General features: G+C 65.7%; 22 protein-coding genes. 12 read left to right on the top strand and 10 right to left on the bottom strand.

What is annotated here, in order from left to right:
• Window positions 1–15: 15 nt before the first annotated feature.
• The 5 genes from ACODSU_RS12695 to ACODSU_RS12675 all read right to left on the bottom strand — a co-directional run bounded on the left by ACODSU_RS12695 (window position 16) and on the right by ACODSU_RS12675 (window position 6,732).
• On the bottom strand, window positions 16–1,008 hold the full coding sequence (locus ACODSU_RS12695) for an ABC transporter permease (protein WP_488842564.1): 993 nt from the start codon (window positions 1,006–1,008) through the stop codon (window positions 16–18).
• Window positions 1,005–2,660: a sugar ABC transporter ATP-binding protein gene (locus tag ACODSU_RS12690; RefSeq protein ID WP_488842563.1), complete on the bottom strand. Its 1,656-nt coding sequence runs from the start codon at window positions 2,658–2,660 to the stop codon at window positions 1,005–1,007. Before ACODSU_RS12690 ends, ACODSU_RS12695 begins: the two co-directional genes overlap by 4 nt.
• Window positions 2,661–2,807: 147 nt before the next feature.
• The gene (locus ACODSU_RS12685) at window positions 2,808–3,761 is read right to left on the bottom strand and encodes a sugar ABC transporter substrate-binding protein (RefSeq protein WP_488842562.1); all 954 of its coding nucleotides are present in this window, start codon (window positions 3,759–3,761) and stop codon (window positions 2,808–2,810) included.
• A gap of 467 nt (window positions 3,762–4,228) precedes the next feature.
• Window positions 4,229–5,911, bottom strand: a complete 1,683-nt coding sequence (locus tag ACODSU_RS12680) for an AMP-binding protein (protein WP_488842561.1) — start codon at window positions 5,909–5,911, stop codon at window positions 4,229–4,231.
• A gap of 74 nt (window positions 5,912–5,985) precedes the next feature.
• Window positions 5,986–6,732 (bottom strand): FFLEELY motif protein, encoded by a 747-nt coding sequence (locus tag ACODSU_RS12675; RefSeq protein WP_488842560.1) that lies wholly within the window; start codon window positions 6,730–6,732, stop codon window positions 5,986–5,988.
• A 104-nt stretch (window positions 6,733–6,836) separates the two neighbouring features.
• Between ACODSU_RS12675 and ACODSU_RS12670 the strand changes: the two genes are divergently transcribed.
• Window positions 6,837–7,733 carry an esterase/lipase family protein gene (locus ACODSU_RS12670; protein WP_488842610.1) on the top strand — a complete coding sequence of 299 codons (897 nt, stop codon included), beginning with the start codon at window positions 6,837–6,839 and terminating at the stop codon, window positions 7,731–7,733.
• A 937-nt stretch (window positions 7,734–8,670) separates the two neighbouring features.
• Here the strand turns inward: ACODSU_RS12670 and phhA are convergent.
• The 4 genes from phhA to ACODSU_RS12650 form a co-directional block, all read right to left on the bottom strand.
• The gene (phhA, locus tag ACODSU_RS12665) at window positions 8,671–9,522 is read right to left on the bottom strand and encodes a phenylalanine 4-monooxygenase (protein ID WP_060986841.1); all 852 of its coding nucleotides are present in this window, start codon (window positions 9,520–9,522) and stop codon (window positions 8,671–8,673) included.
• A 15-nt stretch (window positions 9,523–9,537) separates the two neighbouring features.
• Window positions 9,538–10,659: a 4-hydroxyphenylpyruvate dioxygenase gene (hppD, locus tag ACODSU_RS12660; RefSeq protein WP_488842559.1), complete on the bottom strand. Its 1,122-nt coding sequence runs from the start codon at window positions 10,657–10,659 to the stop codon at window positions 9,538–9,540.
• 186 nt (window positions 10,660–10,845) lie between these two features.
• A complete protein-coding gene (locus ACODSU_RS12655) occupies window positions 10,846–11,835 on the bottom strand; it encodes a lipase secretion chaperone (RefSeq protein WP_488842558.1) in 990 nt (329 codons plus the stop codon).
• A gap of 3 nt (window positions 11,836–11,838) precedes the next feature.
• A complete protein-coding gene (locus ACODSU_RS12650; RefSeq protein ID WP_488842557.1) occupies window positions 11,839–12,780 on the bottom strand; it encodes an esterase/lipase family protein in 942 nt (313 codons plus the stop codon).
• A 165-nt stretch (window positions 12,781–12,945) separates the two neighbouring features.
• Between ACODSU_RS12650 and ACODSU_RS12645 the strand changes: the two genes are divergently transcribed.
• The 6 genes from ACODSU_RS12645 to fabB all read left to right on the top strand — a co-directional run bounded on the left by ACODSU_RS12645 (window position 12,946) and on the right by fabB (window position 19,313).
• Entirely contained in the window at window positions 12,946–13,428 is a 483-nt protein-coding gene (locus tag ACODSU_RS12645; RefSeq protein WP_015012403.1) for an Lrp/AsnC family transcriptional regulator, read from the top strand.
• Between the two features lie 346 nt (window positions 13,429–13,774).
• Window positions 13,775–14,515: a GNAT family N-acetyltransferase gene (locus ACODSU_RS12640; RefSeq protein ID WP_015012404.1), complete on the top strand. Its 741-nt coding sequence runs from the start codon at window positions 13,775–13,777 to the stop codon at window positions 14,513–14,515.
• Between the two features lie 376 nt (window positions 14,516–14,891).
• Window positions 14,892–15,776 (top strand): CorC family transporter, encoded by an 885-nt coding sequence (locus ACODSU_RS12635; RefSeq protein WP_422848638.1) that lies wholly within the window; start codon window positions 14,892–14,894, stop codon window positions 15,774–15,776.
• Window positions 15,776–17,410: an apolipoprotein N-acyltransferase gene (gene lnt / locus ACODSU_RS12630; RefSeq protein ID WP_488842556.1), complete on the top strand. Its 1,635-nt coding sequence runs from the start codon at window positions 15,776–15,778 to the stop codon at window positions 17,408–17,410. The genes ACODSU_RS12635 and lnt overlap by 1 nt, the downstream gene beginning before the upstream one ends.
• Window positions 17,411–17,571: 161 nt before the next feature.
• A complete protein-coding gene (gene fabA / locus ACODSU_RS12625; protein WP_015012407.1) occupies window positions 17,572–18,093 on the top strand; it encodes a 3-hydroxyacyl-[acyl-carrier-protein] dehydratase FabA in 522 nt (173 codons plus the stop codon).
• Window positions 18,090–19,313 carry a beta-ketoacyl-ACP synthase I gene (fabB, locus tag ACODSU_RS12620; RefSeq protein ID WP_488842555.1) on the top strand — a complete coding sequence of 408 codons (1,224 nt, stop codon included), beginning with the start codon at window positions 18,090–18,092 and terminating at the stop codon, window positions 19,311–19,313. Before fabA ends, fabB begins: the two co-directional genes overlap by 4 nt.
• Window positions 19,314–19,409: 96 nt before the next feature.
• Here the strand turns inward: fabB and ACODSU_RS12615 are convergent, their stop codons facing one another.
• Window positions 19,410–20,327: a LysR family transcriptional regulator gene (locus tag ACODSU_RS12615; RefSeq protein ID WP_488842554.1), complete on the bottom strand. Its 918-nt coding sequence runs from the start codon at window positions 20,325–20,327 to the stop codon at window positions 19,410–19,412.
• Window positions 20,328–20,536: 209 nt separating this feature from the next.
• On the opposite strand from ACODSU_RS12615, the gene ACODSU_RS12610 reads away from it, so the two are divergent.
• The 5 genes from ACODSU_RS12610 to ACODSU_RS12590 all read left to right on the top strand — a co-directional run bounded on the left by ACODSU_RS12610 (window position 20,537) and on the right by ACODSU_RS12590 (window position 26,555).
• Complete coding sequence (locus ACODSU_RS12610; protein WP_056647122.1) at window positions 20,537–21,613, top strand: type II asparaginase; 1,077 nt, start codon at window positions 20,537–20,539, stop codon at window positions 21,611–21,613.
• A 341-nt stretch (window positions 21,614–21,954) separates the two neighbouring features.
• On the top strand, window positions 21,955–22,860 hold the full coding sequence (glyQ, locus tag ACODSU_RS12605) for a glycine--tRNA ligase subunit alpha (protein ID WP_060985268.1): 906 nt from the start codon (window positions 21,955–21,957) through the stop codon (window positions 22,858–22,860).
• Between the two features lie 20 nt (window positions 22,861–22,880).
• Window positions 22,881–25,022, top strand: coding sequence for a glycine--tRNA ligase subunit beta (gene glyS, locus ACODSU_RS12600; protein WP_488842553.1), 2,142 nt, complete (start codon window positions 22,881–22,883; stop codon window positions 25,020–25,022).
• A 47-nt stretch (window positions 25,023–25,069) separates the two neighbouring features.
• Window positions 25,070–25,675 (top strand): D-glycero-beta-D-manno-heptose 1,7-bisphosphate 7-phosphatase, encoded by a 606-nt coding sequence (gene gmhB, locus ACODSU_RS12595; RefSeq protein ID WP_209816278.1) that lies wholly within the window; start codon window positions 25,070–25,072, stop codon window positions 25,673–25,675.
• Window positions 25,676–25,769: 94 nt separating this feature from the next.
• On the top strand, window positions 25,770–26,555 hold the full coding sequence (locus ACODSU_RS12590; protein ID WP_488842552.1) for a lysophospholipid acyltransferase family protein: 786 nt from the start codon (window positions 25,770–25,772) through the stop codon (window positions 26,553–26,555).
• Window position 26,556: the final 1 nt, after the last annotated feature.

Below are 26,556 nucleotides of genomic sequence, written 5' to 3'. Positions count from 1 at the left end.
TGCGGTATCAGTCTCTCAGACCTTGGCGCGGCGCTGGCGCAGCGTGTCCACGATCACAGCCGCCACGATCACAAAACCCGTGATGATGCGCTTGCTGGGCTCGCTGGCGCCCACCTGGGCCAGGCCTGCTTCCAGCACCGCGATGATGAGCACGCCAAACGCGGTGTTCACCACCGAGCCGCGCCCGCCCATGAGGCTGGTGCCGCCAATCACCACGGCAGCAATCACCTGCAGCTCCATGCCGGTGCCCGCGTTGGGGTCGGCGGCTTCCAGCCGGGCCGACTGCATCAGGCCCGCCAGACCTGCGAGCAGGCCGGTCATGGCAAACACGATCACGCGGATGGGGCGCGGGTCCACGCCGGCCAGGCGCATGGCTTCTTCATTGGTGCCAATGCCCACCACGCAGCGGCCAAACACGGTGCGCGACAGCACCAGCTGCGCCACCACCACCAGCACCACGGCCAGCAAGAAGGCGAACGAGATGCCGCCAAAGAACGGCGCCGACAGCCACGAGATCGCATCGCCCACGTACTGCGTGCGTGAATCGGTGACCACATAGGCGCTGCCGCGCACGGCTTCGAGCATGCCCAGCGACACGATGAACGAGGGCAGCCGCCATGCGACGGAAATCATGCCGGTGATGGTGCCGCACACCAGGCCCGTGGCCAGTGCCAGCACGGCGGCGGCGGGCACCGTCCAGCCCCATTGCAGGATGGCGGCGGCCGAGGTGGCGGCGGCCAGCGCCATCACCGAGCCCACCGACAAATCGATGCCCGCAATGATGAGCACAAAGGTCATGCCCACGGCCATCACGGCCAGGGCCGGGATTTCGTTGGCGATGGTGATGAAGGTCTCGGCGCTCCAGAAATATTCGGACAGCGACGAGAACAGCGCCACCATGCCCGCCAGCACGGCCATCAGGCCCAGGTAGGTGCCCAGCTGGCTGCGCCAGGCCGATGCGGAGGAAGGCGCCGCAGCGGGCGCGGCAGATGCGGTGGGGGCGTTCATGCGTTGAGAGGAGAAGGGGTTGAAGGGGTGGTGCTGGTGCGCCCGCCGGGCTCGGAGAATGCCGCTGCCAGCAGCGATTGCTCGGACCACTCGCCGCGCTCGAACACGGCCACCAGGCGGCCTGCGCTCATCACGCCGATGCGGTCGGCCATGGCCATGAGTTCGCGCAGGTCGGACGACACCATGAGCAGCGCGCGGCCCTCGGCGGCCATGCGGTCCAGCTCGCCATACAGCTCGGCGCGCGCGCCCACGTCCACGCCGCGCGTGGGTTCGTCCAGGAGCAGCACGCGCACCTGGCGGTGCAACCAGCGGGCGAACACCACCTTCTGCTGGTTGCCGCCCGAGAGCTGCCCCACGGGTTGCTCGGGGCCGTGGCAGCGCACGCGCAGGGTGCGGATGAAGCCCTGCACCAGGCGGCTTTCGAGCCCGCGCTGCAGCCAGCCGCCGCGCGACACGGCCGATAGGTCGGACAGCGTGGCGTTGATGCGGATGGGCTGCGAGAGCAGCAGGCCCTGGGATTTGCGGTCTTCGGTGACCAGGCCCACGCCGGCGGCGATGGCCTGCAGCGGCGACGCAAAGCCCCGGTGCCAGGTGCGGGGCGCCGTGGTCGTGGGTGCTTTTGCTATGTTTTGTGTAGCTGTTGGCGCTTGTCCATCAAGCGCTGGAGCCTGTTTTTGTTCAAAATCCGGGTGCAATGTGACGCTGCCCCGGTCCGCACGGTCGGCGCCAAACAGCAGGCGAACCAGCTCGGTGCGGCCCGATCCGACCAGCCCGGCAATGCCAAAAATTTCACCGGCCCGCAGCTCCAGGCTCACGTCCTGCACGGCGGTGCCACATCCCAGCTTGTCGGCGCTCATCACCACAGGGCCTACCGGGCGGCGCGGGCGGTGGTCCAGGTCGCTCACCACGCGGCCCACCATGCGCTGCACCAGGTCGTCTTCGCTCATGCCCGCCATGGGGCGCACGTCCACCAGGCGGCCATCGCGCAGCACGGCCACGCGGTCGGCAATGCGGCGCAGTTCTTCGAGCCGGTGCGACACGTAGATGATGGCCACGCCACGTGCGGTGAGGTGGGCGATCTGCTCGAACAGGTAGTTGGTCTCGCGCGGCGTGAGCATGGCCGTGGGCTCGTCGAGCACCAGGATGCGCGTGTCGTCCTGCAGGTTGCGCGCAATCTCGACCATCTGCTGCTGGCCGATGCCCAGCTGCGAGACGGGTGTGCCGGGGTCGATGCTGTCGAGCCCGATCTTGGCCAACTGTGCCCGGGCGGCGGCGTGCAGCACATCGCGCTGCAGCCAGCCCAGCCGGTGCGGCAGGCGGCCCATCAACAAGTTCTCGGCCACGGTGAGCGTGGGCACCAGGCCCAGCTCCTGCATCACTATGCGCACGCCGTGGCGTTCGGCATCGCGGCGCGACGTGGGGGCGTAGGCCTGCCCCGCCAGCAACATGCCGCCGCGCGTGGGCTGCTCCAGCCCGCAGAGAATCTTGGACAGCGTGCTCTTGCCCGCGCCGTTCTCCCCGGTCAGCGCCAGCACCTCGCCCGCAAACAGCTCCACGTTCACGCCATCGAGCACGGTGGCGGTGTAGTCCTTGCCCACGGCCTGGATGGCGAGCAGGGGCGGGGACGCGGTGGCGTTGGTGGTGTGGGGCATGGGCTTGAGATGCGTTGGTCGGGTCGCTACACCCATCACCGTTCGGGCTGAGCTTGTCGAAGCCAGGGCGCTACGGTAGCGCGGCCCTTCGACAGGCTCAGGGTGAACGGCTGGGGGTGTTGCGACGCGTTCTAAGTTGCCAGGGGTTTACTTGCTGTCTTTCGTCACCAGCACCACGTCGGTCTTCACCGTGGCGGGCAGCTGGTTCTGCGGCGTCTTGTCGGCCAGGGCCTTCTGCGCCAGCTCGATGCCGAACACGGCCTGCTTGGCGGCGTACTGGTCGGCGGTGGCCAGCACGCGGCCGTCCTTGAGCATGGGCTTGATGGCGTTGATGTTGTCGTAGCCCACCACCTGCACCTTGCCGGTCTTGCCCGCGGCCTTCACGGCGGCCACGGCGCCCAGGGCCATGCTGTCGTTGCCGGCCAGGAGGGCCACGAGGTCAGGGTGCTCGCGCAGCATGCCGGCGGCCACGGTGTTGCCCTTTTCGATCTCCCACTGGCCAGACTGCACGCCCACCACGGTGATGTTGGCAGCCTTCATGGCGTCCTGGAAGCCCAAGGTGCGCTGCTGCGCATTGAAGGTGGTGGACACGCCTTCGATGATGCCGACCTTGTCGCCGGCCTTCAGGCTCTTGGCCAGGTAGTCGCCCACCAGCTTGGCGCCCGCGCGGTTGTCGGGGCCCACGAAGGGCACGGTGATGTTCTTTTCCTTCAGCGCATCGGCATCGAGCTGGTTGTCGATGTTGACCACGATGATGCCCTTGTCGATGGCCGTCTTGACCACGGGCACCAGTGCCTTGGAATCGGCCGGGGCCAGCACGATGGCGCTGACCTTCTGCGCCACGGCCTGCTCGATCATCTTGATCTGGGCTGCCGTGTCGGTCTCGTTCTTGATGCCGTTGGCCACCAGCGTGTATTCCTTGGCGTGGGCCTTCTGGTGCGCCTTGGCGCCGTCTTCCATGGTGCGGAAGAATTCGTTGGCCAGCGACTTCATGATGAGCGCGATCTTGGGCTTGTCCTGCGCAAACGCAGGGCTGGCCAGCAGGCTGCCCACAACGGCGAGGGCGGCGGCGGTCTGAACGGAACGGCGGGTGAACTTCATGGGTGTTGTCTCCAGGTTGGAATGTGGATAAAGGCAAGGCTGAACAAGCCTCTCGCGCCCGGCGCATCCCTGGCTCAGCACGGTCTGCAGCGTTGCAAATCCTCGCGATAGCTACGGCTATCGCTGTGGTTTGCGCCTTGCAGCCCATCCCGATCCAGGGCCCGCTGCATCGCGGACGCTTATTCAGCGTCGCCCTCAGGCGACCGACAGCGCGGAGAGAAACCCCCGGCAGACCCCGCAAAAAGGAGCGGCTGCGGAGGCCCGGTGCCTTGTCGTGATCGGGATGATAACGAAAGCAAACGTTTGCGCAAACGTTTGCTAATCAGTAATAACCCGGAGATGCCGACATCGGAGCACCTGGTGCGCGCGAGCGGTTTGCAGTTTTTGCGCCCAAGAAAAAGGGCGCCGAAGCGCCCTGGGGGAGGTTGCCGGGTGCGGCGTTCGGGCCGCCGCGCCCATTAACAAGGTCAAGCCTTGCGCAATTCCCTGCGCAGGATCTTGCCCACATTGCTCTTGGGCAGCTCGTCGCGGAACTCGATGTACTTGGGGCGCTTGTAGCCGGTGAGGTTCTGGTGGCAGTAGTTGGCCACTTCGTCCTCGGTCAGGGCCGGGTCGCTCTTGATGATGAACACCTTGATGGCCTCGCCCTGTTTCTCGTCGGGCACGCCGATGGCCGCGCATTCGACCACGCCGGGGCACAGGCTGATGACCTGCTCCAGCTCGTTGGGGAACACGTTGAAGCCGCTCACCAGGATCATGTCCTTCTTGCGGTCGATGATGCGGGTGTAGCCCTGCGGGTCCATGATGCCGATGTCGCCCGTGCGCATGAAGCCGTCGGGCGTGAAGGCCTTGGCGTTCTCTTCGGGCTGGTTGTAGTAGCCCACCATCACATTGGGGCCGCGGATGCAGATCTCGCCCGACTCGCCCTGGGGCAGGCTGTTGCCTTCGTCGTCCTTGATGGCAATGTCGATACCCGGCAGCGGCAGGCCGATGTTGCCGCTGAAGGTGGTGCTGATCACCGGGTTGTTGGTGCCGATGGCGCAGGTCTCGCTCATGCCCCAGCCTTCGATCATGGTGCTGCCGGTCACCTTCTGCCACTGCTTGGCCGTGCCCTCGCTGGCCGCCATGCCCCCGGCCTGCGACACGCACAGGTGCGAGAAGTCCAGCGTCCTGAACTGCGGGTTTTGCAGCAGCGCGTTGAACAGCGTGTTCACCGCAGGCAGCATGTGGAAGGGGCGCTTCTTGAGTTCGGCGATGAACTTGGGAATGTCGCGCGGGTTCGGGATCAGCGTGAGGCTGGAGCCCTGGCGGATGGCCAGCAGGCACAGCGTGAGCGCGAAGATGTGGTACAGCGGCAGCGCGGCAATGCTGTTGGCCTTGGAGAGGTCGCCCACCTTGGACAGCGCGGGCGTGAACCACGCCTCGGCCTGCAGCGTGGCGGCCACGATGTTGCGGTGGGTGAGCACCGCGCCTTTCGACAGGCCCGTGGTGCCACCGGTGTACTGCAGGAAGGCAATCGAATCCAGCGTGGCCTGGCTGGGTGCGAGCGACTTGTGCTCGCCCAGCGACAGCGCCTTCTTGAACGTAACCACCTTGCGCCCATTGGACAGCGGCAGGTCATACGCAGGCACCATCTTGGCCAGGTGGCGCACGGCAAAGGTGATCCATTTGCCAAACCAGAAGCCCAGCAGGTCGCCCATGGACGCCATCACCACATGCTTGACGGCGGTGTGGTCCACGACCTCGGCCAGCGTGTGGGCAAAATTCTCCAGGATCACGATGGCCGCAGCGCCCGAGTCCTTGAGCTGGTGCTCCAGCTCGCGGGCGGTGTACAGCGGGTTCACGTTCACGCAGGTGTAGCCAGCGCGCAGCACGGCGGCCATGGTCACGCCAAACTGCGGGATGTTGGGCAGCATGATGGCCACGCGCGCGCCGGGCTCCAGCCCCAGGCTCTGCAGATAGGCGCCCAGCGCGGCCGAGCGGCGTTCCAGCTCGCCATAGGTCATCCACTGGTCCATGCAGACCGAGAACGGGCTCGATGCGTGTTTGCGGAACGACTCTTCCAGCAGGTGGGCCACAGAGCGGTATTGCTCGGGCTTCACGTCATGCGGGACGCCCGGGGGGTAGCTCTTGAGCCAGATCTTTTCCATGCGCGTGTTTCCTTGTGCTCGCCAAATGCCATTGATAGGTGGGCACAGATTGTGGAAGGCGGGGGCGCAACGGGCTATCGGGCTTGTCCTAGTGTGTGGTTAAGCTGGGTCCCGCAGGTGACAGGATCGGCGTCGAAGAGCAAATCCATCAGCGCCCGCTCACGCTGCTCGATGGTGGCCAGAAACTGCTCCACCCCGCCGCGTTGGCGCGCAAGCTGGCCGAAGGTGTCAAACCCGGCCTCCAGAAACTTCTGCAGCGCGCCCATGCCCGCCGCGTTGGCCGGGCCGCGCATCATGCGCAGCATCATCCGCAGCCCGGGCGTGCGCGTGAGGCGCGTCAGGTCATTGCCCATGGCCAGCACGCGCTGCAGCTGCTGCTGGCGCGCATGGCGCTGGCCCACGGCGCGCCAGGCGGCGGCGTAGCGGGCGGCGTCGCTGGCCGCATCGGCACCCTCATGCGCAAGCCAGGCGCGGCCCATGTCCTGGTCCAGCTCCTCGGTCTGCGCGTGCAGCACTGCCAGGGCCACGGCCGTGTTGACGACCGGCTGGGGGAACATGGTCTGCAGCGTGCCCGCGATGCGGCCAAACTGCTGGTCGCGGTCGGTGTAGTCGGTGTCGCTGTACAGCTCTTCCAGAAAAAACCGCGCTGCGGGACCGAACGCAGGCGAGTCCATCAGGTCCGCATAGGTGCCCCGAAAGCGCCGCGCCTGCAGGCTTTTGACGCTGCCCACCGCCGCCCCCAGCGCCGGGTCGCCCGTGCGGTGCAGGCGCAGGGCGGTCACGTCGGCAATGGCATCGCGGATGGTCTGGGCGGCATCCATGGGGCGGGGTCCTTTCAGCGTTCTGCGGGGTGCGGTGTCGGGCTGTGGTCAGACCGCACAATGCGGCTGGTCCATTACAACATTTGCCCATCACCACCATCATGATGATCGCGCGCTGGCAACGAATCCTTCTTCTGTGCATCCTGCTGGCGATGGCCGCCTGGCTGGTGTGGCAATGGCCCCATTCACCCTGGCGTGCCGTGCTGGGGGCTTTGATACCGCTGTGTCTGTACCTGGTGGTGATGGCGGTGGAGTTTGTACTGATGCACATCACCAACCGCACCGACGCCGCGCCGCGTGCCCGCCTGTCGCAGGTGGGGGGTGCCTGGTGGGCCGAGGTGTGGGTGGCGTTGATGGTGTTTTGCTGGCGCCAGCCGTTTCGCCACCAGTCCGTACCCGACTGGCTGCCTGCGCAGCCGACCGGAAAACGCGGCGTGGTGCTGGTGCATGGGTTCATGTGCAACCGGGGGCTGTGGCTGCCGTGGTTGGCGCAGTTGCAGGTGCGGGGGCATGCCTATGTGGCGGTCAATCTGGAGCCGGTGATGGGCTCGATTGACGAGTATGCGGACATCATTGAAGACGCTGTGCGCAAGGTGACGGCGGCCACGGGGCAGGCACCGGTGTTGTTGTGCCACAGCATGGGCGGGTTGGCGGCGCGGGCGTGGCTGCGGGCGCACCAGGCGGACGGGCGGGTGCACCGGGTGTTGACGTTGGGCACGCCGCATGGAGGGACGTGGCTGGGGCGGTTCAGCCGGGCGGTGAATGGGCGGCAGATGAGCCTGGCGGGGGACTGGGTGGTGGCGTTGCAGCGGGCGGAGCCTGCGGGGCGGGCGGCGTTGTTTACCTGCTGGTATTCGAACTGCGACAACATCGTGTTTCCGGCAACTACGGCGGCGTTAGCGGGGGCGGAGCACCGGTTGGTGGAAGGGGTTGCGCATGTGCAGATGGCGTTTGACCCTGGGGTGATGGAGGCTTGTCTGGAGGAGATAAGTCGAGGGTGATTCTTTGGAATTTTGGGCTGCTAGCGCCTGTCTATAAAGCGTTGGTAGCTATTGATTTTGTAGTGTTTGGTTGAGTGTGCTGATTGGGTGGTGTGCCTTTGTTGAGGGCGGAGGCCGGGAGTCGCCCGGCGTGCGAGTAACTTTCTTTTGCTTCGCCAAAAGAAAGTCACCAAAGAAAAGGCGACCCCCAGTCTGCGACCCCTTCGCGGAGCGAAGGGGCAAACCTGCGTCGAGTCGGTTGCGGGGTGCGCCGTGGAACTCGCTTTGCGCTCCGCGCGCCGCTCGGACATCCACGGCGAGTCAGTTCACAAAGCATGGGCGCTCCGACGCCCATGCTCACCCCACAACCGCCCCGCCGCAGGCGCAGCCAGCAGGGGGTGGGCAGCCGAACATCCAAACAGCCGGACATCCATTCGGGCCATCGCTGCGCTCGGCCCAGTTTGCGCAGCGCGTGGCGCGTGCGCCCGCCAGACGGGGCCGAGCGCCGTGCAGCGAAGCAATGGCCCGTGTGGATGTCCGTTTTGGGGTTCCCTTCTGCGCGTGCCGAGAAGCGCAGGGCAGGGGGTGCGTGCGTGTGCCGAAGGACACACGCACTTCGTGCACTGACTTGCCGCAGTTGTTTGAACGGAGCGCGTAGCGCGCAGTGAGTTCTGCGGCGCACCCCCTGTCCGAGCATCGCAGGTTGCCCGTAGCGCAGCGAAGGGACGCGCGCAGTAGGGTCGCCCTTTCTTTGGTGACTTTCTTTCGGCGACGCGAAAGAAAGTTACTCGCACGCCGGGCGACTCCCGGCCTCCGCCCTTAACCCAGGCACAGAGCCCAATTCATCCACAAGCTCCAACAACCTCAGCCAGGTATTGCCGGATGCAGAAGAAATGCTATTAAAAAAGTTGCTGCCAAGGCATGAATCACTAGCGCTAGCAGCCAATACCACCAAAAATCAAGCCGCCACAGCCTCCCGCTCATCCGCGGCAAACTCCGGCAACCCCCGCAGCCGCTCATAGATCGGCGCAAAGTCCGCTGCCGTCATCTCAAACAGCTGCTCAAAACTATCGATCACAAAATACGTCTGCTGGTACGTATCGATCTTGTAGCGCGTGCGCATGGTGCGCTCCAGTTGCAGCGGAATGCGCTGCGGCTCCGGGCTCTGCACCGAATACGCCAGCTCCCCCGACGAACTCAAAATCCCCGCGCCATACGCCCGCAACTGCCCGGCCTCGCGGATCAGCCCGAACTCGATCGTGTACCAGTACAAACGCGAGAGCATCTCGCACGACCCCAGCCCCTGCGCCTTCAGCCCGCCCTGGCCGTAGCGCTGCACATAGTCGGCAAACACCGGGTTGAACAGCAGCGGCACATGGCCGAACAGGTCATGAAAAATGTCGGGCTCGACGATGTACTCGAACTCCTCGGGCTTGCGGATCCAGTCCGTCACCGGGAATTTGCGGTTGGCCAGCAAGGTGAAAAACGGCACCTCGGGGATCAGCCCCGGCACGCCCACCAGCTCCCAGCCTGTGGCTTTGTAGAGGCGCTCGTTCACCTCTTCAAAACGCGGAATGCGGTCGCTCGCGCCCAGCGAGGGCAGGGCGTCGATGAACGCCTGGCTGGCCAGTCCCGGCAGCAGGGCGCGCTGGCGCTCGTACAGGCGGCGGTAGGTGTCGTGGTCGGCGGCGGTATAGCTCGCGTAATCCTGGGTGCAGGTGTAGTCGGCATTGGCGCGGCTGTAGTTGCCACGCGGGGGGCGCTCGCTGGCGCCGTACACGACGGGTTTGACAACCGACTCGGTGGCCATGGCGTTCGCTCCCGTTCAGGCCTTCTTGGCCTCTAGCACGCCACGGGCGATCTGGTCGCGCTCCAGCGATTCAAACAGGGCCTTGAAGTTGCCTTCGCCAAAGCCGTCGCGGTAGTCGCCCTTGCGCTGGATGAACTCGAAGAACACGGGGCCCAGCATGGGAGTCGAGAAAATCTGCAGCAGCAGGCGCGGCGTGCCGTCGGCGGTGGTGCCGTCAAGCAAAATGCCGCGCGACTGCAGGTCGCCGACGGGCTGGCCATGGCCGGGCAAGCGGCCTTCGAGCATCTGGTAGTAGATGTCGTTGGGGGCCGGGGCCATGGGCACGCCGGCCATCTGCAGCTTGTCCACGGTGGCCAGGATGTCGTCGCAGATCAGCGCGATGTGCTGGATGCCTTCGCCGTTGAACTGCATCAAGAATTCTTCGATCTGGCCGCCACCCTGCTTGGACTCTTCGTTCAGCGGGATACGGATCTTGCCGTCGGGCGCGGTCATGGCTTTGGAGGTCAGGCCCGTGTATTCGCCCTGGATGTCGAAGTAGCGGATCTCGCGGAAGTTGAACAGCTTCTCGTAGAAGTTGGCCCAGAAGCCCATGCGGCCGCGGTACACGTTGTGCGTGAGGTGATCGATCTCGTTCAGCCCATGGCCCACGGGGCGGCGGTCCACGCCTTCGATAAATTCGAAGTCGATGTCGTAGATGGACTTGCCGTCTTCAAAGCGGTCGATCAAATACAGCGGCGCGCCGCCAATGCCCTTGATGGCGGGCAGGCGCAGCTCCATGGGACCGGTGGGGATCTCGATGGGCTGGGCGCCCAGTTCCAGCGCGCGGTTGTAGGCCTTGTGCGCATCCTTCACACGGAAGGCGAGGCCGCAGGCCGAGGGGCCGTGCTCGGCGCCAAAGTACGCGGCCTGGCTGTGGGGCTCGCGGTTCAGGATGAAGTTGATGCCGTTCTGGCGGTACAGCACCACATCCTTGGAGCGGTGCTTGGCGACCAGGGTGAAACCGAGCTTTTCAAACACCGCCTCCAGCACGCCGGGCTGGGGCGAGGTGAATTCGACGAACTCGAAGCCCATCAGGCCCATGGGGTTGTCCCAGGCTTGAAGCTGGGCGGCGGTTTCTTGCGGCAGGGCGGCGTTCATGGGGTGTCTCCGGCATTCGTTGATGAATGTCATGGACTGTAGGCGCGGCCTGCCTCATGTTTCTGGCGAAATCAAGAGGCTTGGCCGCTTGATTTGCAGGAATCTTGTGAATGGTCAAAATTTCGCGCAGTCTGGCGGCGCGCTGCCGCTGGATTGCCGCCCCGGGCTGCGTCGGTGCCATAAGAGCTAGGAGCCCGAACTACCCGCGTTGAGCCGGCGCAGCGCCAGCGCGGCGTCGATGCGTTGCTGCTCCTCGGGCGAGAAAAGCTGCTGGCGCAATTGCTGCAGGCCAGGGCCCTCGCCCTGTTGCGCGCGGGCTTGGCTGTACTGGTTCAGGCGCTGGTTCCAGTGCTGCTCCTCCCGGTCCAGCTGGGCCATGGCCTGCGCGGCGGCCTGGCCGTATTGCGCGCTGCGGGCGGCGTAGCGGGTGCGTTCGTCGGCATTGCTCGCGTTGAACGCGGCCGTCTGCGCGGCGGCGGCCATGTGTTCGGTGGCGGTGCTGCGTTCGGCGCGGCGCTCGGCGGAGAGTTCGTTGTCTGCCGCCTGCAGCGCCTGGGCGCGCTGCTCGGGGCTGAGCTGGGTGTTGCGCTCAATCTCCAGGCGTGCCAGGGTGTAGCGATCCAGGTCGGCCTCGCGGGCAAACAGGGCGTCGTATTCGGCGTCGTCAAAAAACTGCAGGCGCACCTTGTGGCGCGCCTCCAGCGCGTCGCGCAGTGCGCGTGGGTCGGACAGGTCCTGCGGCGCACGCAAGCTGCCCAGGGCCACACGGTAGTCCACGTAGCGCTCGGCCAGTGCCAGGGCTCGCGTGGCCAGGGCGGCGGGGAAATGCCGGTTGACCAGCGCGGCCAGGCGCTGTTTGAGCGTGGCTGGGTCGCTGGCGTCGCCCGCTTCCATCAGCAGGGCTTCCAGCGTATCGCGCAGGCCGTGCACCAGCAGGGGGTCGGCCGGGCCGTTGGTGGTGATGGCGCGGCGGCGTGCAAAAAAACTGTGGTCCGCGCCCTGTGCTGGCGAGGGTTGTACCTGGGCACCGGCGGAGGCGGCGACCGCCCCCCCGGGTGGCTGATGTGTATCCCCCGCGCCCAACCCGGCAGGGCCCCCCAGCCACCACACCACGGCGACCGTGGTGAGGGCCAGGACTGCGGCGGCAACCGCCCAGGTGCGCGAGGGCTGGGCCATGGCTTACAGGCCTTGTTGCTTGAGGCGGTTGGCGTGTTGGCGGTACAGCGTCACCGGGTCGGTGGAGAACCAGTCGCGCAGGCCCAGCAGCTGGTTGACTTCGTCGAGGTGGTTCTGGCGGTAGTCGCCCAGGTGTTTGCCCAGGCGCGACGAGCAGGCCGACACCAGGCCGTCGTTGGCTTCGCCAAAGGTCAGGCTCAGCGTGGCCAGCAGGGCGTCGCTGGCGTCGAGCACGTTGGTCAGGGGCAGGGTGCCGGTCCAGGAGTAGTAGCGCACGCCGTTAACCAGCTCGGCGCCGCTGCCGCAGCCAGAGGTGGGCACGCCTTGGGGGAAGCGGCTGTTGAACTTGGCCGAGCCAGCGGTGGTCAGCGAGTCCAGCGCCGCCGTGGGCATCTGGGGCAGGCCCGTGCCGCCGGAGGTCAGGTTGATCAGACCCACCAGCGCCTTGGCGGCGGCGCTGGCCACGGCTTCGGACACCGAACCTGCGGGCGCCACGCCGCGCAGGATGTCAGCCACGCGCGAACCCCGGTTCACGCCGCCGATCGACGTGACCGATGCCACCAGCTGTGGCGCCACACCGGCCACATAGCGGGTGGTGGGGCCACCGTGCGAGTGACCCACGAGGTTGACCTTGGACGCCCCGGTCAGCGCGAGGATGGTCTTGACCTGCGCCAGCAGCTGCTCGCCGCGCACCTCGGTGCTGTTGGCGGCCGACACCTGGGCCACGTAGACCTTGGCGCCGCCCTGGCGCAACGCATCGGGGATGCCGTAGAAGTAGTCGATGCCCAGGGCCGAGTCAAAGCCGAACAGGCCGTGCACCAGCACGATGGGGTAGCGCGTCTGGGTATAGCCTGTTTGCGCCTGCGCGCCCACGCCCAGCAGCAGCAACCCCGCTGTGGCTGCCAGCACCAGTCGCCGCAAAAAGCTGCTGAAAAATCCGGTCATGTGTTTGTCTCCGTTGGTATGGTTTCTTATGCTTGCAAAAACGAACGACCGTTCTTTTTTGCGAGATCAATTCTTGTATTCAGCCCCCGGAGTCACTATCGGGACATACCCGCGTGTGCGCCGCAGCATGCAGAAACTGTGCAGTTGTTCGTAAAATCCTGCGCCATGAAAGCCTTTGACGCACTCGACAAGCTGGACCGCGCCATCCTGCGCCGCCTGCAGGACAACGGCCGCGAGACGTACGACGTCATCGGAGAGCAGGTGGGTCTGTCGCCCAGCGCGGTGCTGCGCCGCGTCAAGCGGCTGGAGGACAGCGGCGTGATTCACCGCTACGTGGCCCTGGTGCAGCCCGAGGCGGTGGGGCTGGGACTCACGGCGTACCTGAACGTACGGCTAGAAAAACACACCGAAAGCCACAAACGCAACCCCATGGACCTGTTCCGCGCCAGCGTGCAGACCTGGCCCGAGGTGGTGGAGTGCGCATCGCTGACCGGCGAAATGGACTACCTGTTGCGCGTGGTGGTGGCCGACATGGCGCACTACAGCCGCTTCATCATGGACACCCTGCTCAAGCACCCCAGCGTGCAGGACTGCAAGACCAGCTTTGTGCTCGACCGCGTGAAGGCGACCACGGCCGTGCCGGTGTAACCCGGCGCGGGCCTTGGCCCTGGGATGCACCCGGGCAGGTCACAGGCGTGACTCGCTGTGGCGTCTATTGATGTGGCGGAGGTTGCCGTAGGACGGTCCGCGCTTTACGCTCTGCCCTGTGTAAAGACGGCCTGGCGCAGAGTGGAGTGCAGCCGCTCCAGCCGTCGCGTCTGCGACCCCTGCAGAGGAGATTTGGGGTACAGATACTCTTAAATTGATAGCTATTGAGGCATGAGCTTCTAGCGCTTAGGGCCGATTTAACGGTATTTTGAGTCGGATCACTATTTTGTTGCGGCGCAGCAATTTGGACTGGAAAAGATGAGGGAAAACCCTTATATTTGGCGACATGTTCGCAACCAAAGACTGGCTCAAGGCATCCTGGTACGCAGGCCGGGACATGCTGCGCCCGGTAACCGGCGGCTCTTCTGCCTCTGACATTCACATCCACCAGCAGGAGACGCCCGTGATGGTTCCTATCCGCTCCCTGGGCCCCTCCTATCGGGAGCGGATCACCCAGCACCTGCTGCAACTGGAGCCTGCAGACCGCTACCTGCGCTTTGGCTATGCCGCCAACGACGAGCAGATCCGCCGCTACGCCGAGCAGCTCAACTTCGAGCGCGACGAAATCTTTGGCATTTACAACCGCCGCCTGGAGCTCATCGCCATGGCGCACCTGGCGTTCTCGGAAAACCCCGAACACAAGCCGTGTGCCGAGTTTGGCGTGTCCGTGCTCAAGCAGGCGCGGGGCCGTGGCTTTGGTGCGCGCCTGTTCGAGCGCGCCGTGATGCATGCGCGCAATGAGGGCGTGAACATGGTGTTCATCCATGCGCTGTCTGAAAACACCGCCATGCTCAAGATCGCGCGCAACGCCGGTGCCACGGTGCGCCGCGATGGGTCCGAGTCCGAGGCTTACCTGCAGATTCCGCCCGCCAGCCTCGACACGCGCATGACCGAAATGGTCGAGCAGCAGTTCGCCGAGGTGGACTACCAGCTCAAGAAGCAGGCCAAGCAGTTCTGGGATTTCCTGGCCAGCGTGCAGGAAGTGCGCAGCGGCGTGCAGCACGCGCGCCACCAGTCGGCCGAGTGAGCCATGGCGGTCACGCCCCCGGCCGTGACGCCGGTGGTGGCCGGCTGTCACGGCAATCCGCTATCCTAGGGGCCTGATTCACTACCGCACGTCCTGCACCAAAGAGCGTGTTACGCACTTTTTCGTACCCACGTTGGGCCCTGAGGCCAGTGATCGTGAGGCGCGGGCCACTGCCAAGGCTGGTCGCCTTGGCGAGGTCCGCAACGATGCGAGCGCTGGCCTCAGGGCCCAACCCTTTGGGAAAGCCGGGGAAAGGCCCGGCCACGTTGTTGCAGCACGTTTGCGGTATTCATACCGCTGCACGTCCTGCGCCTAGTTGCCGGGCCTTTCCCCGGCTTTCGTGGGCACGCAAAAGTGCATAACACGCTCTCAAACAGTGTCTGACCCGCACCCCGCGCACCCCGGGCGACCGCCCGAGAGGGAAGACAAGCGCAGCTTCCTGCAGAAAGTGGCCGAGTTCATCCACCCTGGACCGGATTCGACGGAAGAACTCATCGAAACCCTGGCCGAGGCCGAGGACAACGAGGTCATCGGCGCCGAATCGCGCGTGATGCTGGAGCGCGTGATCCGCATGGCCGACATGACTGCGGGCGACGTGATGGTGGCCGCTCCGCGCATGGATCTCGTCAACATCGATGCGCCCTTTGACGAGCTGCTGCACCTCGTGATCAGCACCGCGCATTCACGGTTTCCGGTGTACCAGGGCGAGCGCGAGAACATCATCGGCATCCTGATGGCCAAGGACCTGCTCAAGCTACAGCGCGCACCAGAGCTCAACATCCGCGCGCTGCTGCGCCCCGCAGCCTTTGTGCCCGAGAGCAAGGGCTTGAACGACCTGCTGCGCGAGTTCCGGGGCAACCGCAACCACCTGGCCATCGTGATCGATGAGTTTGGGCGCATGGCCGGGCTCATCACCATCGAAGATGTGCTGGAGCAGATCGTGGGGGAGATCGAGGATGAGTTCGACATCCCCGAAGACCAGGGCGACATCTTTGGCCTGGCCGACCGCACCTACCGGGTGAGCGGCGACACGCCGATTGAACGCGTGGCCGAAGCCTTCGAGGTGGCCATTGCAGGCAGCGACCCGGACAAGCATTTCGACACCATCGGCGGCCTGATCGCCCACGAGATGGGCCATGTGCCCAAGCGCGGCGAGCACCTTCAGCTCAGCGGCCTGCACTTTGTGGTGCTGCACACCAAGGGCGGTGCGGTGCGCTGGTTCAAGGTGTCCCGGGTCGAAGCCACCGACGCCGCCGACTGATGTCGCGGCACTCTCAGACGGCGAACTGGCCGCTGCTGCCGCAACTGCTGCTCGCGCTGGTCGCGGGCCTGGCCCAGGCCGCCTCACTGGCTTGGCCGGGTAACGGTCAACCCCTGTGGTGGCTGCAACTGGTGTCGATGGCGGTGCTGGCCTGGCTGGTGCGGCCTGCCGCAGGCGCGTATCTAGGGGCCTACACAGTGCGCTGGCAGCGGGGCGCAATCCTCGGCGGGGTTTTTGGCACCGCCTGGCTGGCGGGTACCTTCTGGTGGCTGTTCATCTCCATGCATTCGTATGGCGGCCTGCCCGCGCCGCTGGCGGTGGCTGCGGTGCTGGGCCTGGCAGCGTTTCTGGCCAGCTACTACGCAGCCGCTTTGGCACTCTTTTGCCGCTATGCGCCGGTACATCGTGGCGGAGGCGCTCTCTTTTTCGGAGCGCTCTGGTTGCTGGCTGAGCTGGCGCGGGGCATCTGGTGGACGGGGTTCCCGTGGGGCGCAGGCGGCTATGCGCATGTGGACGGGCCCCTGGCGGTGCTGGCCCGCTACACGGGGGTGTATGGCATCAGTGCCGTGGCCGCTGCGTTGGCAATGGGCCTGGTGCAAGTGCGCGCGGCCGACCTGCGCAGCGTGCGCTGGTGGGCGCTGCTGCTGGCAATGGGGGGGCTGCAGGCCTGGGCCACGGTAGACCGGCATTGCGCCGTGGACCTGTGCCACACCCCGGCGCATCGCCGCCCGGCGCCCCTGAGCCTGGAGCTGCTCCAGGGCAATATCCCCCAGGACGAAAAATTCCAGCCCGGCAGCGGCGTGCCCGTGGCCCTGCAGTGGTATGCCGAGGCCTTGCGCAACGCCCAGGCCGACCTGGTGGTGGCGCCCGAGACTGCTATTCCGTTGTTACCGCAACAGCTCATTCCCGGGTATCTGGAGGGCATCCAGCAACGCTATGCACAAGGCAGCCAGGCCGCGATGGTGGGCATCCCGCTGGGGGATGAGGCCCAGGGCTATACCAACTCCGTACTGGGCATGAGTGCTGCCACGCAGGCCGAGCCGTACCGCTACGACAAACACCACCTGGTGCCGTTTGGCGAGTTCATCCCGCCGTTCTTCAAGTGGTTCACGGAGATGATGAACATCCCGCTGGGCGACTTCAACCGGGGCACGGTGGGCCAGGCCTCTTTTGCTGTGGCGGGGCAGCGCATTGCGCCCAACATCTGCTACGAAGACCTGTTTGGCGAGGAGCTGGGTGCACGGTTCATCGACCCGGCCCAGGCGCCCACGGTGTTCGTCAACTTCAGCAACATTGGCTGGTTTGGCGACACCCTGGCGATTGACCAGCACCTGCACATCAGCCGCATGCGAGCGCTGGAGTTCGAGCGCCCCATGGTGCGCGCCACCAACACGGGCGCCACGGTCATCATCGACCACCGGGGCGTGGTCACGCACCAGCTGGCCCGCTACACGCGCGGCGTGCTCAAAGGCGAGGTGCAGGGCCGGGGGCTGGACGCACAGAGTGGCTGGTCCATCACACCTTATGCATGGTGGGTGTCCCGCTGGGGGCTGTGGCCGCTGTGGGGCCTGGGGGCTCTGGCGCTGCTGGTTGCCATGGTCGCCGCCAGGGGCCGAAGGGCGCTTGGCGATTGATCCAGGTCAGGCATTGCGCCTGCTTGCGCAGGGGCCCGCGCAGGCCGGTGTTTAGAGGCGGCTCCCTATGCCTTGATAATAGAGCCCCGCAACCGGGGGCTGGTGTTGCGTAAAACGATGATTTGAGGCGGGCCTCCCGCCGTTCTGGAGCACGACTGAACATGGCAGATTCCTTTTCCTACGAACAACTGATCGCCTCGGGCGAAGGCCGGCTGTTCGGCGCTGACAGCGGGCGACTGCCGCTGCCACCCATGCTGATGTTTGACCGCATCACGCACATCGACGGCGATGGTGGCGCGCACGGGCTGGGAAAGATCCGTGCCGAACTCGACGTCAAGCCCGACCTGTGGTTCTTTGCCTGCCACTTCCAGGGTGATCCGGTCATGCCCGGCTGCCTGGGCCTGGATGCCATGTGGCAGCTCATCGGCTTTTACCTGACCTGGCTGCAACTGCCAGGCCGGGGCCGCGCGCTGGGCGCGGGTGAGGTCAAGTTCACCGGCGAAGTGGGGCCGGACGTGAAGCTGGTCACCTACGAAATAGACATCAAGCGCGTCATCAAGCGCAAGCTGGTCATGGCCATCGGCGACGCCCGCCTGCTGGCCGACGGCAAGGAAATCTATGTAGCCAACGACCTGCGCGTGGGTCTGTTCAAGCGCGAGGGCGACGACAAGGACGCAGCATGACCACCAAGAAGCGTGTAGTCATCACTGGCGCGGGCATCGTCTCGTGCATTGGCAACGACCTGGCCACCGTGGAGGCCTCGCTGCGTGCAGGCACCAGCGGCATCAAGGCCGTGGAGAAGTTCAAGGAGCTGGGCCTGCGCAGCCAGGTGGGTGGCGCTCCCGAGATCGACATTGAAGCGCGCATCGACCGCAAGCAGCTGCGCTTCATGGGCGACGCGGCGGCCTATGCGCAGATCGCCCTGGAAGACGCCATCCAGCAGGCGGGTTTGACGCCCGCGCAGGTCAGCCACCCGCGCACCGGCCTCATCATGGGCTCGGGCGGCGGCTCGCCCGCCAACCAGATCGAAGCAGCCGATACGTTGCGCGAGAAGGGCATCCGCCGCGTGGGGCCTTACCAGGTCACGCGCTGCATGAGCTCCACCGTGTCCGCCTGCCTGGCCACCAACTTCAAGGTCAAGGGTATCAACTACTCCATCACCTCGGCGTGCTCCACCTCGGCGCACTGCATCGGCGCTGCGGCGCAGCAGATCGCCTGGGGCGTGCAGGACGTGATGTTTGCGGGCGGCGGTGAAGAGCTGAGCTGGGGCATGTCGCTGCTTTTCGACGGCATGGGTGCCATGTCCAGCAAGTACAACGAAACCCCCGAGAAGGCCTCACGCGCCTACGACGCGAACCGCGACGGCTTCGTGATCGCCGGCGGCGGCGGCGCTGTGGTGCTGGAGAGCCTGGACCACGCCCTGGCCCGTGGTGCCAACATCCTGGCCGAGGTGGTGGGCTTTGGCGCTACCAGCGATGGCGAAGACATGGTGGCCCCTTCCGGTGACGGTGCCATTGCCTGCATGCAGCAGGCCATGGAGGGGCTCGACGCGCCCATCGACTACATCAACACCCATGGCACCTCCACCCCGGTGGGCGACATGCAGGAAGTGCGCGCCATGCGTGCCCTGTTTGGCGACAAGGTGCCTCCGTTCTCGTCCACCAAGTCGCTCACCGGCCACTCGCTGGGTGCCACGGGCGTGCAAGAGGCCATCTACTGCATGATCATGCTGAACAAGGGCTTCATCGCTGGCTCGGCCAATGTCGAGACACCTGACCCGGCCCTGGGTGACATGCCCCTGGTCACCCAGACGCGCGATGCCCAGCTGACCACCGTGCTGTCCAACAGCTTCGGCTTTGGCGGCACCAACGCCAGCCTGGTGCTGCGACGCTGGAACGACTGACCGCCTCGCTCCCTCGCGGAGCGATGGTTTGGCTTGCGCCACGGCCTGCCTGTCTTCGGACGGGCAGGCCGTTTTTCATGGCGTGAACGACCACGCTCAGCGCCTGGTGGCCTTGGGGTTGGGCTGCAGGGCCTCGTGCAGCAAGGCGGGCAGCATGCCCAGCATGCGCGTGGCCTGCAGCCCGGGCGGAAAGGCGCGCGCGTGGTAGCTGTACAGCGACATGGGCGCCAGTTCGTGCAGCTCCTGCGCCACCATCTGCGCCGGGTCCAGCCCTTTGGCGGTGAGAAAGTCCACCACCGTCCAGCCCATGCCCCGGCGCACCAGCTCCAGTGCCAGGCGCGATGTCTGCACCTGGATGCCGGGCCCGGCGGGGGAACCGAGGCGGTGTGCGATGTCGTCAATCGCCTGGCGCATGGGGTCGTCGCCCACCAGGCGGATCACGGGCACCTGCGCCAGCCGCGCACCGGGGCTGGCGGCACGGGGTGCACGCGCCCACACGCTGGTCGCGACCGCCAGGTACAGGCGACCACTGACCAACAGGTCGCTCGCAATTTGTGGGTGAGGGTGTTTGTAGAAACCCAGGCAAAAGTCCACGCTGCGCGTGAGCAGGGCCTGCGTCATCTGGTCCTGGTGGATGGTGCGCACCTCCACACCCACCTGCGGATGCTGCTCGGCATGGTGCTGCAGCAGGCGCGGCAGAAACTCGTGGGTGATGGAAGGGATGGCGCCCAGCCGCACATCGTCCGAATCACTGGTCGCCAGGTTGCGCGCAGTGCGTTTGAGGGCGTCCAGCTGCCGGTAGATGCCGGTGGACTCGGTGGCCAGCACCTGGGCCTCGGGGGTCGGGGTCAGGCCTGCCGGCGAGCGGTTGAACAGCCGGTAGCCCAGCTGCAGCTCGGTGTGTGCCACGGCCTTGCTGACGGCCGAAGGGGTGATGCACAGCAGGCGTGCGGCAGCACTCATGTTGCCGGTTTGCAGCACGGCCTGAAAAACTTCCAGCTGTCGCAAGTTCATGGCGGATTCGTTTCGTGGCGTGGGCCGATGGGCTCTTGACGGTCGTCAAACGGCCATTCAGGGGTGTGAGCCCAATTCATAAGGGTGGGTCAATTATTCCGCATGACTGTGTTCTGGTTTCTCATAGGATGCGGCACCGCTTGACCGGCGGTTTTGAACAAAGCGGCGCAACACGCGCTGCGACCCCAAAAAAATCTGGAGACCTCTTCATGCGCATTGCTTCCTCCCCCACCGCCAGCCGCTGGCTCGCGGGTTTGCTGTTGTCCGCTGCCTCTGCCGTCGCCATGGCGCAGGCGGCCAAGCCCAATGTGGTGGTGCTGGCCACGGGCGGCACCATTGCCGGTGCGGGCGCCTCGGCCGCCAACAGCGCGACCTATGCTGCCGCCAAGGTGCCGGTGGACAAGCTGCTGGCGGGCCTGCCCGAGCTGGCCAACGTGGCCAAGGTGTCGGGTGAACAGGTGTTCCAGATCGCCTCCGAGAGCTTCACCAACGAGCACCTGCTGCGCCTCGGCCAGCGCGTGTCGGCCCTGGCCAAGCAGGCCGATGTGGACGGCATCGTCATCACCCACGGCACGGACACGCTGGAAGAAACCGCGTACTTCCTGAACCTCACCGTGCGCACCAACAAGCCCATCGTGGTGGTCGGCTCCATGCGCCCCGGCACGGCCCTGTCGGCCGACGGCGCGCTGAACCTGTACGACGCCGTGACCGTGGCCGCCAGCAAGGACGCTGCCGGCAAGGGCGTGCTGGTCACGATGAACGACGAGATCCAGAGCGGTCGCGACGTGAGCAAGACCATCAACATCAAGACCGAGGCCTTCAAGAGCCAGTGGGGCCCGCTGGGCATGGTGGTGGAAGGCAAGAACTACTGGTTCCGTGCCCCGGTCAAGCGCCACACCACCAACTCCGAGTTCAACATCGACGACATCAAGGCCCTGCCTGCTGTGGACATCGTGTACGGCTACGGCAACATGAACACCACCGGCATCGACGCCTACGGCAAGGCGGGCGTCAAGGCGCTGATCCACGCCGGCACCGGCAACGGCTCGGTGGCTGCCCAGGCGGTCGATTCGCTCAAGGCCCTGCGCGCTTCGGGCGTGCAGATCATCCGCTCGGCCCGCGTGCCCGATGGCTTTGTGCTGCGCAATGCCGAGCAGCCTGACGACAAGTATGACTGGGTGGTGGCCCATGACCTGCGCCCCCAAAAGGCCCGCATCCTGGCCATGGTCGCTTTGACCAAGACCAACGACAGCAAGGAACTGCAACGCATTTTCTGGGAGTATTGATCCCGGTTCTGAGGTTTGAACGCCATGCTTTGACGCGATGCATGCGTTGACGGCCACACCCGTGTGGCCACCGGTACGCACCGGCTTATAGCTCGCGTGACTGGTTGGGAAGGCTGGGGCTCCAAAAGGGCTCCGGCCTTTTTTCATGGGCGCAGGCCGATGTTGCGGGCGCTGCCGCAGCACACGCGGCGGGGCGCCGTAAAATCACCGGTTTGCGCGCGCGATGCCCGCCCTGATTGCCTTGTGGGGCGACAGGCCTGGGGTTTGCTCACGCACCGCGTTTTCTTCCTTTCCCCTTACTTGCCCGGCCCTGGCTTGCCAGTGCCTCAGCCACAGACGCCATGTTGACATTCCAGCAAATCATTTTGAAGCTGCAGTCCTACTGGGACGCGCAGGGTTGCGCCCTTTTGCAACCCTATGACATGGAAGTGGGCGCCGGCACCTCGCACACCGCCACCTTCCTGCGCGCCATCGGCCCCGAGCCCTGGAAGGCCGCCTACGTGCAGCCCAGCCGCCGCCCCAAGGACGGCCGCTACGGCGAGAACCCTAACCGCCTGCAGCACTACTACCAGTACCAGGTGGTGCTCAAGCCCGCACCGGCCAACATCCTGGAGCTTTACCTGGGCAGCCTCGAAGCCCTGGGCTTCGACCTCAAGAAGAACGACATCCGCTTTGTGGAAGACGACTGGGAAAACCCCACGCTTGGCGCCTGGGGCCTGGGCTGGGAGGTGTGGCTCAACGGCATGGAAGTCACGCAGTTCACCTACTTCCAGCAAGTGGGCGGCATCGACTGCAAGCCCGCCACCGGCGAAATCACCTACGGCCTGGAGCGCCTGGCCATGTACCTGCAGGGGGTGGACAACGTCTACAACCTCAAGTGGACCGACACGCTGAGCTACGGCGACGTGTACAAGCAAAACGAGGTGGAGCAGTCCACCTACAACTTCGAGCACAGCGACGCAGACTTTTTGTTCACCGCCTTCAATGCGCACGAAAAGCAGGCCAAGTACCTGATGGAGCAGCAGCTGGCGCTGCCCGCGTACGAGCAGGTGCTCAAGGCCGCACACAGCTTCAACCTGCTGGATGCACGCGGCGCCATCAGCGTGACCGAGCGCGCCGCCTACATCGGCCGCATCCGGAACCTGGCCCGCAGCGTGGCACAGAGCTACTACGACAGCCGTGAGCGCCTGGGCTTCCCCATGGCGCCGCGCGAGTGGGTGGAACAGATGGTCAAAAAGGCCGCGTGAACGAGCGAAAGAACAAGAACATGACGACCCAAAACCTCCTCGTTGAACTGTTTGTTGAAGAACTGCCCCCCAAGGCGCTGCAGAAGCTGGGCGATGCCTTTGCCACCGTGCTGGGCGACCAGCTCAAGGCCTTGGGCCTGGCCAGCGCTGCTTCGGTGGTCACGCCCTTTGCCTCGCCCCGCCGCCTGGCTGCGCACGTGACCGCCGTGGCCGACAAGGCCGCTGACAAGGCCGTGCAGCAAAAGCTCATGCCCGTGACCGTCGGCTTGGACAAGGACGGCAACGCCACGCCCGCGCTGCTGAAAAAGCTGCAGGCGCTGGGCGCCGATGTGTCCAACCCCGCAGCCGCCGTGGCCGCGCTCAAGCGCGCTCAGGACGGCAAGGCCGAAGCCCTGTTCTACGACAGCGTGGTGCCCGGCGCGACATTGACAGTTGGCTTGCAAAAGGCACTCGATGAAGCCATTGCCAAGCTGCCCATCCCCAAGGTGATGAGCTACCAGCTTGAAACCGACTGCGAGCTGCCCGGCTGGACCAGCGTGAACTTTGTGCGCCCCGCGCACGGCCTGGTGGCGCTGCATGGCAGCACGGTGGTGCCCGTGAAGGCGCTGGGCCTGACGGCCGGCAACAGCACCACCGGCCACCGTTTTGAAGCTGCCGTGTCGCCCGTGGTGCTGCAGGACGCCGACAGCTACGCCGCCACGCTGCGAAAAGACGGCGCCGTGATTGCCTCGTTTGCCGAGCGCAAGGCCGAGATCGCCCGCCAGCTGGCCGCTGCCGCTGCCAAGGTCGGCAACGGCGCCCGTCCCATCGAAGACGAAGCCCTGCTGGATGAAGTGACCGCGCTGGTCGAGCGGCCCAATGTGGTCATCTGCCAGTTTGAAGAGCAGTTCCTGGGCGTGCCGCAAGAGTGCCTCATCCTCACGATGAAGGCCAACCAGAAGTACTTCCCGCTGCTGGACGCCGCAGGCAAGCTCACCAACAAGTTCCTGGTGGTCAGCAACATCAGCCCCGAAGACACGAGCTTTGTGACCGGCGGCAACGAGCGCGTGGTGCGCCCACGCCTGGCCGACGCCAAGTTCTTCTTTGACCAGGACCGTAAGAAGACGCTGGCTTCGCGCGTCGAAGGTCTGGGCAAGGTCGTGTACCACAACAAGCTGGGCACACAGGGCGAGCGCGTGGAGCGCGTGCGCGCCATCGCCAAGGCCATCGCTCAACAACTGGGCGACGCTCAATTGGTGGCAGATGCTGACCAAGCCGCTTTGCTGGCCAAGACCGACCTCGTGACCGACATGGTGGGCGAGTTCCCCGAGCTGCAGGGCATCATGGGCGGCTACTACGCGCTCAACGACGGCCTGGGCGAGACCGTGGCGCACGCGATTGAAGACCACTACAAGCCGCGCTTTGCGGGCGACGCGCTGCCCCGCAACACGGCAGGTGTGGTGGTGGCCCTGGCCGACAAGCTCGAAACCCTGGTCGGCATGTTCGGCATCGGCAACCTGCCCACGGGCGACCGTGACCCCTTCGCGCTGCGCCGCCACGCGCTGGGCGTGATCCGCATGCTGGTCGAAAAAGATCTGCCGCTCGATTTGAACGCGCTGCTGGCCGGTGCCGTGCCCGCCTTTGGCGACAAGATCACCGACGCCTCGGCGCAGCTCGCCGACTTCATCTACGACCGCCTCGCCGGCAGCCTCCGCGAGCAAGGCTACAGCGCGCAAGAGGTGGACGCCGTGCTGGCCCTGCGCCCGCAGCGCTTGGCCCTGGTTGAGAAGCAGTTGGCGGCAGTCCGCGCCTTCGCCGCCTTGCCCGAAAGCCCGGCCCTGGCTGCCGCCAACAAGCGTGTGGGCAACATCCTGAAAAAGGCCGAGGTCGAAGGCCCGGTGGATGCCCACGTCAATCCCCAGCTGCTGCAGGAAAAGGCCGAGCAGGATCTGTTTGCCGCGCTGCAGCGTTTTGTGCCCGAAGCCAACGCCCAGTTCGATGCCGGTGACTACACCGCCAGCCTGCAGACCCTGGCCGTGTTGCGCGCGCCCGTGGACGCTTTCTTTGACGATGTGATGGTGAACGCCGAGCAACTGGACCTGCGCTTGAACCGCCAGGGCCTGCTCAAGACGCTGCACGAAGCCATGAACCGCGTGGCCGATCTGTCCCGTCTGGCGGTCTGACCCCGGGTGCTGGTAGGCTGGTGGTTCTCACAAGGCAAACCCCTCCTATGAAACTCGCCATCCTCGACCGCGACGGCACCCTCAACCCGATGGGGGACGAATACATCACCTCGGCCGACGAATGGACGGCAGTGCCCGGCGCGCTCGAAGCCATTGCCCGCCTCAACCATGCGGGCTGGCATGTGGTGGTGGCCACCAACCAGCCGGGCCTGGGCCGGGGCCTGTTTGACGTGATGGCGCTCAATGCCATCCACGCCAAGCTGCATCGGCAGGTGGCAGCGGTGGGCGGGCGCATCGATGCGGTGTTCTATTGCCCCCACGCGGCCGACGAGGACTGCAGCTGCCGCAAGCCCGCTCCGGGCCTGCTGGAGCAGATCTGCGACCGCTACGGCGTGGAGCGCAACGAGGTCCGCGTGGTTGGCAGCTGCGAGGCCCACTTGCAGGCGGGTGCCGCCCTGGGGGCCCAGTTGCACCTGGTGTGCACCGGCCAGTCGGCCGCCTTGCGGCCGGGCGGGGCATTGCCTGTGGGGTTGCCAGCGGGCACGCAAGTGCACGCCAGCCTCGCAGATTTTGTGGACCAGCTGCTGCCGGTGGTGCCTGGTGCTACAGGTGCTGTGGGCGCTTTGGGCGCAGCGCCCTTGCCGCTGTCGTGACAGGGCATCACAGGCGTGGCAACATCCTGATGCTATTTAATTGATAGCTGTTAGCGCATATTCCACTAGCGCTTGCGGCCTAAAAGACTTTCCAATGGCTCTTATCCGTTCCGTCATTCACCTTCTCTGGATGGGCATCACCGTGGTGCCCTACGCGCTGGCCATCATGCTGGGCACGCTGCTGGGCGTGCGCGGTGTGCCCCTGTACCGCATCGCGCGGGCCTGGCTGTCGCTGTGCATCAGCGGCGCGCGGGTGGTTCTGGGCATTCGCGCCGAGGTGACCGGCATGGAGAACCTGCCGCAGGGCGCCAACGAAGGCGCGATCCTGCTGGTCAAACACCAGTCCACGTACGAGACCTTCCTGATGCCGGTGATCATGCCGCACCCCCTGGCCTACGTGTTCAAGAAGGAGCTGCTGCACGTGCCCTTCTTCGGCTGGGCCATCGGGCGGCTGGACATGATCCACATAGACCGCAACCAGCGCACCCAGGCCTTCAACAAGGTGGTGCAGCAGGGCAAGGACCTGCTCGCCAAGGGCATCTGGATCATTATGTTCCCCGAGGGCACGCGCATTGAGCGGGGGCAGAAGGGCAACTACAAGACCGGCGGCACGCGCCTGGCCATCGACACGGGCGCGCCCGTGATCCCGATCGCCGTGACCTCCGCCAAAGTGTGGCCGCGCAAGGCGTTCATCAAGCGCCCCGGCGTGGTGGATGTGTCGATCGGCAAGCCCATCTCCAGCGTGGGGCGCCAGCCCGACGAACTGATGCGCGAGGTGGAGGCCTGGATCGAGGCCGAGATGCGCCGCCTGGACCCCGATGCTTACCCGGCCCCAGCGGCCAACACAGCGTCCAACACGACGGCCCACAGCGGGAAGTGAA

The organism is Acidovorax sp. FG48 (assembly GCF_057809085.1).
This window is presented reverse-complemented; position numbering and strand designations above follow the sequence as displayed.

Bases quoted from the DNA above. Each gene is read 5' to 3' on its own strand.
- glyQ (WP_060985268.1), top strand. From the start codon at position 21,955: ATGTTGACATTCCAGCAAATCATTTTGAAGCTGCAGTCCTACTGGGAC.
- ACODSU_RS12690 (WP_488842563.1), bottom strand. From the start codon at position 2,660: ATGCCCCACACCACCAACGCCACCGCGTCCCCGCCCCTGCTCGCCATC.
- ACODSU_RS12685 (WP_488842562.1), bottom strand. From the start codon at position 3,761: ATGAAGTTCACCCGCCGTTCCGTTCAGACCGCCGCCGCCCTCGCCGTT.
- ACODSU_RS12680 (WP_488842561.1), bottom strand. From the start codon at position 5,911: ATGGAAAAGATCTGGCTCAAGAGCTACCCCCCGGGCGTCCCGCATGAC.
- ACODSU_RS12645 (WP_015012403.1), top strand. From the start codon at position 12,946: ATGAAAGCCTTTGACGCACTCGACAAGCTGGACCGCGCCATCCTGCGC.
- hppD (WP_488842559.1), bottom strand. From the start codon at position 10,659: ATGAACGCCGCCCTGCCGCAAGAAACCGCCGCCCAGCTTCAAGCCTGG.
- ACODSU_RS12615 (WP_488842554.1), bottom strand. From the start codon at position 20,327: ATGAACTTGCGACAGCTGGAAGTTTTTCAGGCCGTGCTGCAAACCGGC.
- gmhB (WP_209816278.1), top strand. From the start codon at position 25,070: ATGAAACTCGCCATCCTCGACCGCGACGGCACCCTCAACCCGATGGGG.
- phhA (WP_060986841.1), bottom strand. From the start codon at position 9,522: ATGGCCACCGAGTCGGTTGTCAAACCCGTCGTGTACGGCGCCAGCGAG.
- lnt (WP_488842556.1), top strand. From the start codon at position 15,776: ATGTCGCGGCACTCTCAGACGGCGAACTGGCCGCTGCTGCCGCAACTG.
- ACODSU_RS12590 (WP_488842552.1), top strand. From the start codon at position 25,770: ATGGCTCTTATCCGTTCCGTCATTCACCTTCTCTGGATGGGCATCACC.
- fabA (WP_015012407.1), top strand. From the start codon at position 17,572: ATGGCAGATTCCTTTTCCTACGAACAACTGATCGCCTCGGGCGAAGGC.
- ACODSU_RS12650 (WP_488842557.1), bottom strand. From the start codon at position 12,780: ATGACCGGATTTTTCAGCAGCTTTTTGCGGCGACTGGTGCTGGCAGCC.
- ACODSU_RS12675 (WP_488842560.1), bottom strand. From the start codon at position 6,732: ATGGATGCCGCCCAGACCATCCGCGATGCCATTGCCGACGTGACCGCC.
- ACODSU_RS12670 (WP_488842610.1), top strand. From the start codon at position 6,837: ATGATCGCGCGCTGGCAACGAATCCTTCTTCTGTGCATCCTGCTGGCG.
- fabB (WP_488842555.1), top strand. From the start codon at position 18,090: ATGACCACCAAGAAGCGTGTAGTCATCACTGGCGCGGGCATCGTCTCG.
- ACODSU_RS12610 (WP_056647122.1), top strand. From the start codon at position 20,537: ATGCGCATTGCTTCCTCCCCCACCGCCAGCCGCTGGCTCGCGGGTTTG.
- glyS (WP_488842553.1), top strand. From the start codon at position 22,881: ATGACGACCCAAAACCTCCTCGTTGAACTGTTTGTTGAAGAACTGCCC.
- ACODSU_RS12695 (WP_488842564.1), bottom strand. From the start codon at position 1,008: ATGAACGCCCCCACCGCATCTGCCGCGCCCGCTGCGGCGCCTTCCTCC.
- ACODSU_RS12655 (WP_488842558.1), bottom strand. From the start codon at position 11,835: ATGGCCCAGCCCTCGCGCACCTGGGCGGTTGCCGCCGCAGTCCTGGCC.
- ACODSU_RS12640 (WP_015012404.1), top strand. From the start codon at position 13,775: ATGTTCGCAACCAAAGACTGGCTCAAGGCATCCTGGTACGCAGGCCGG.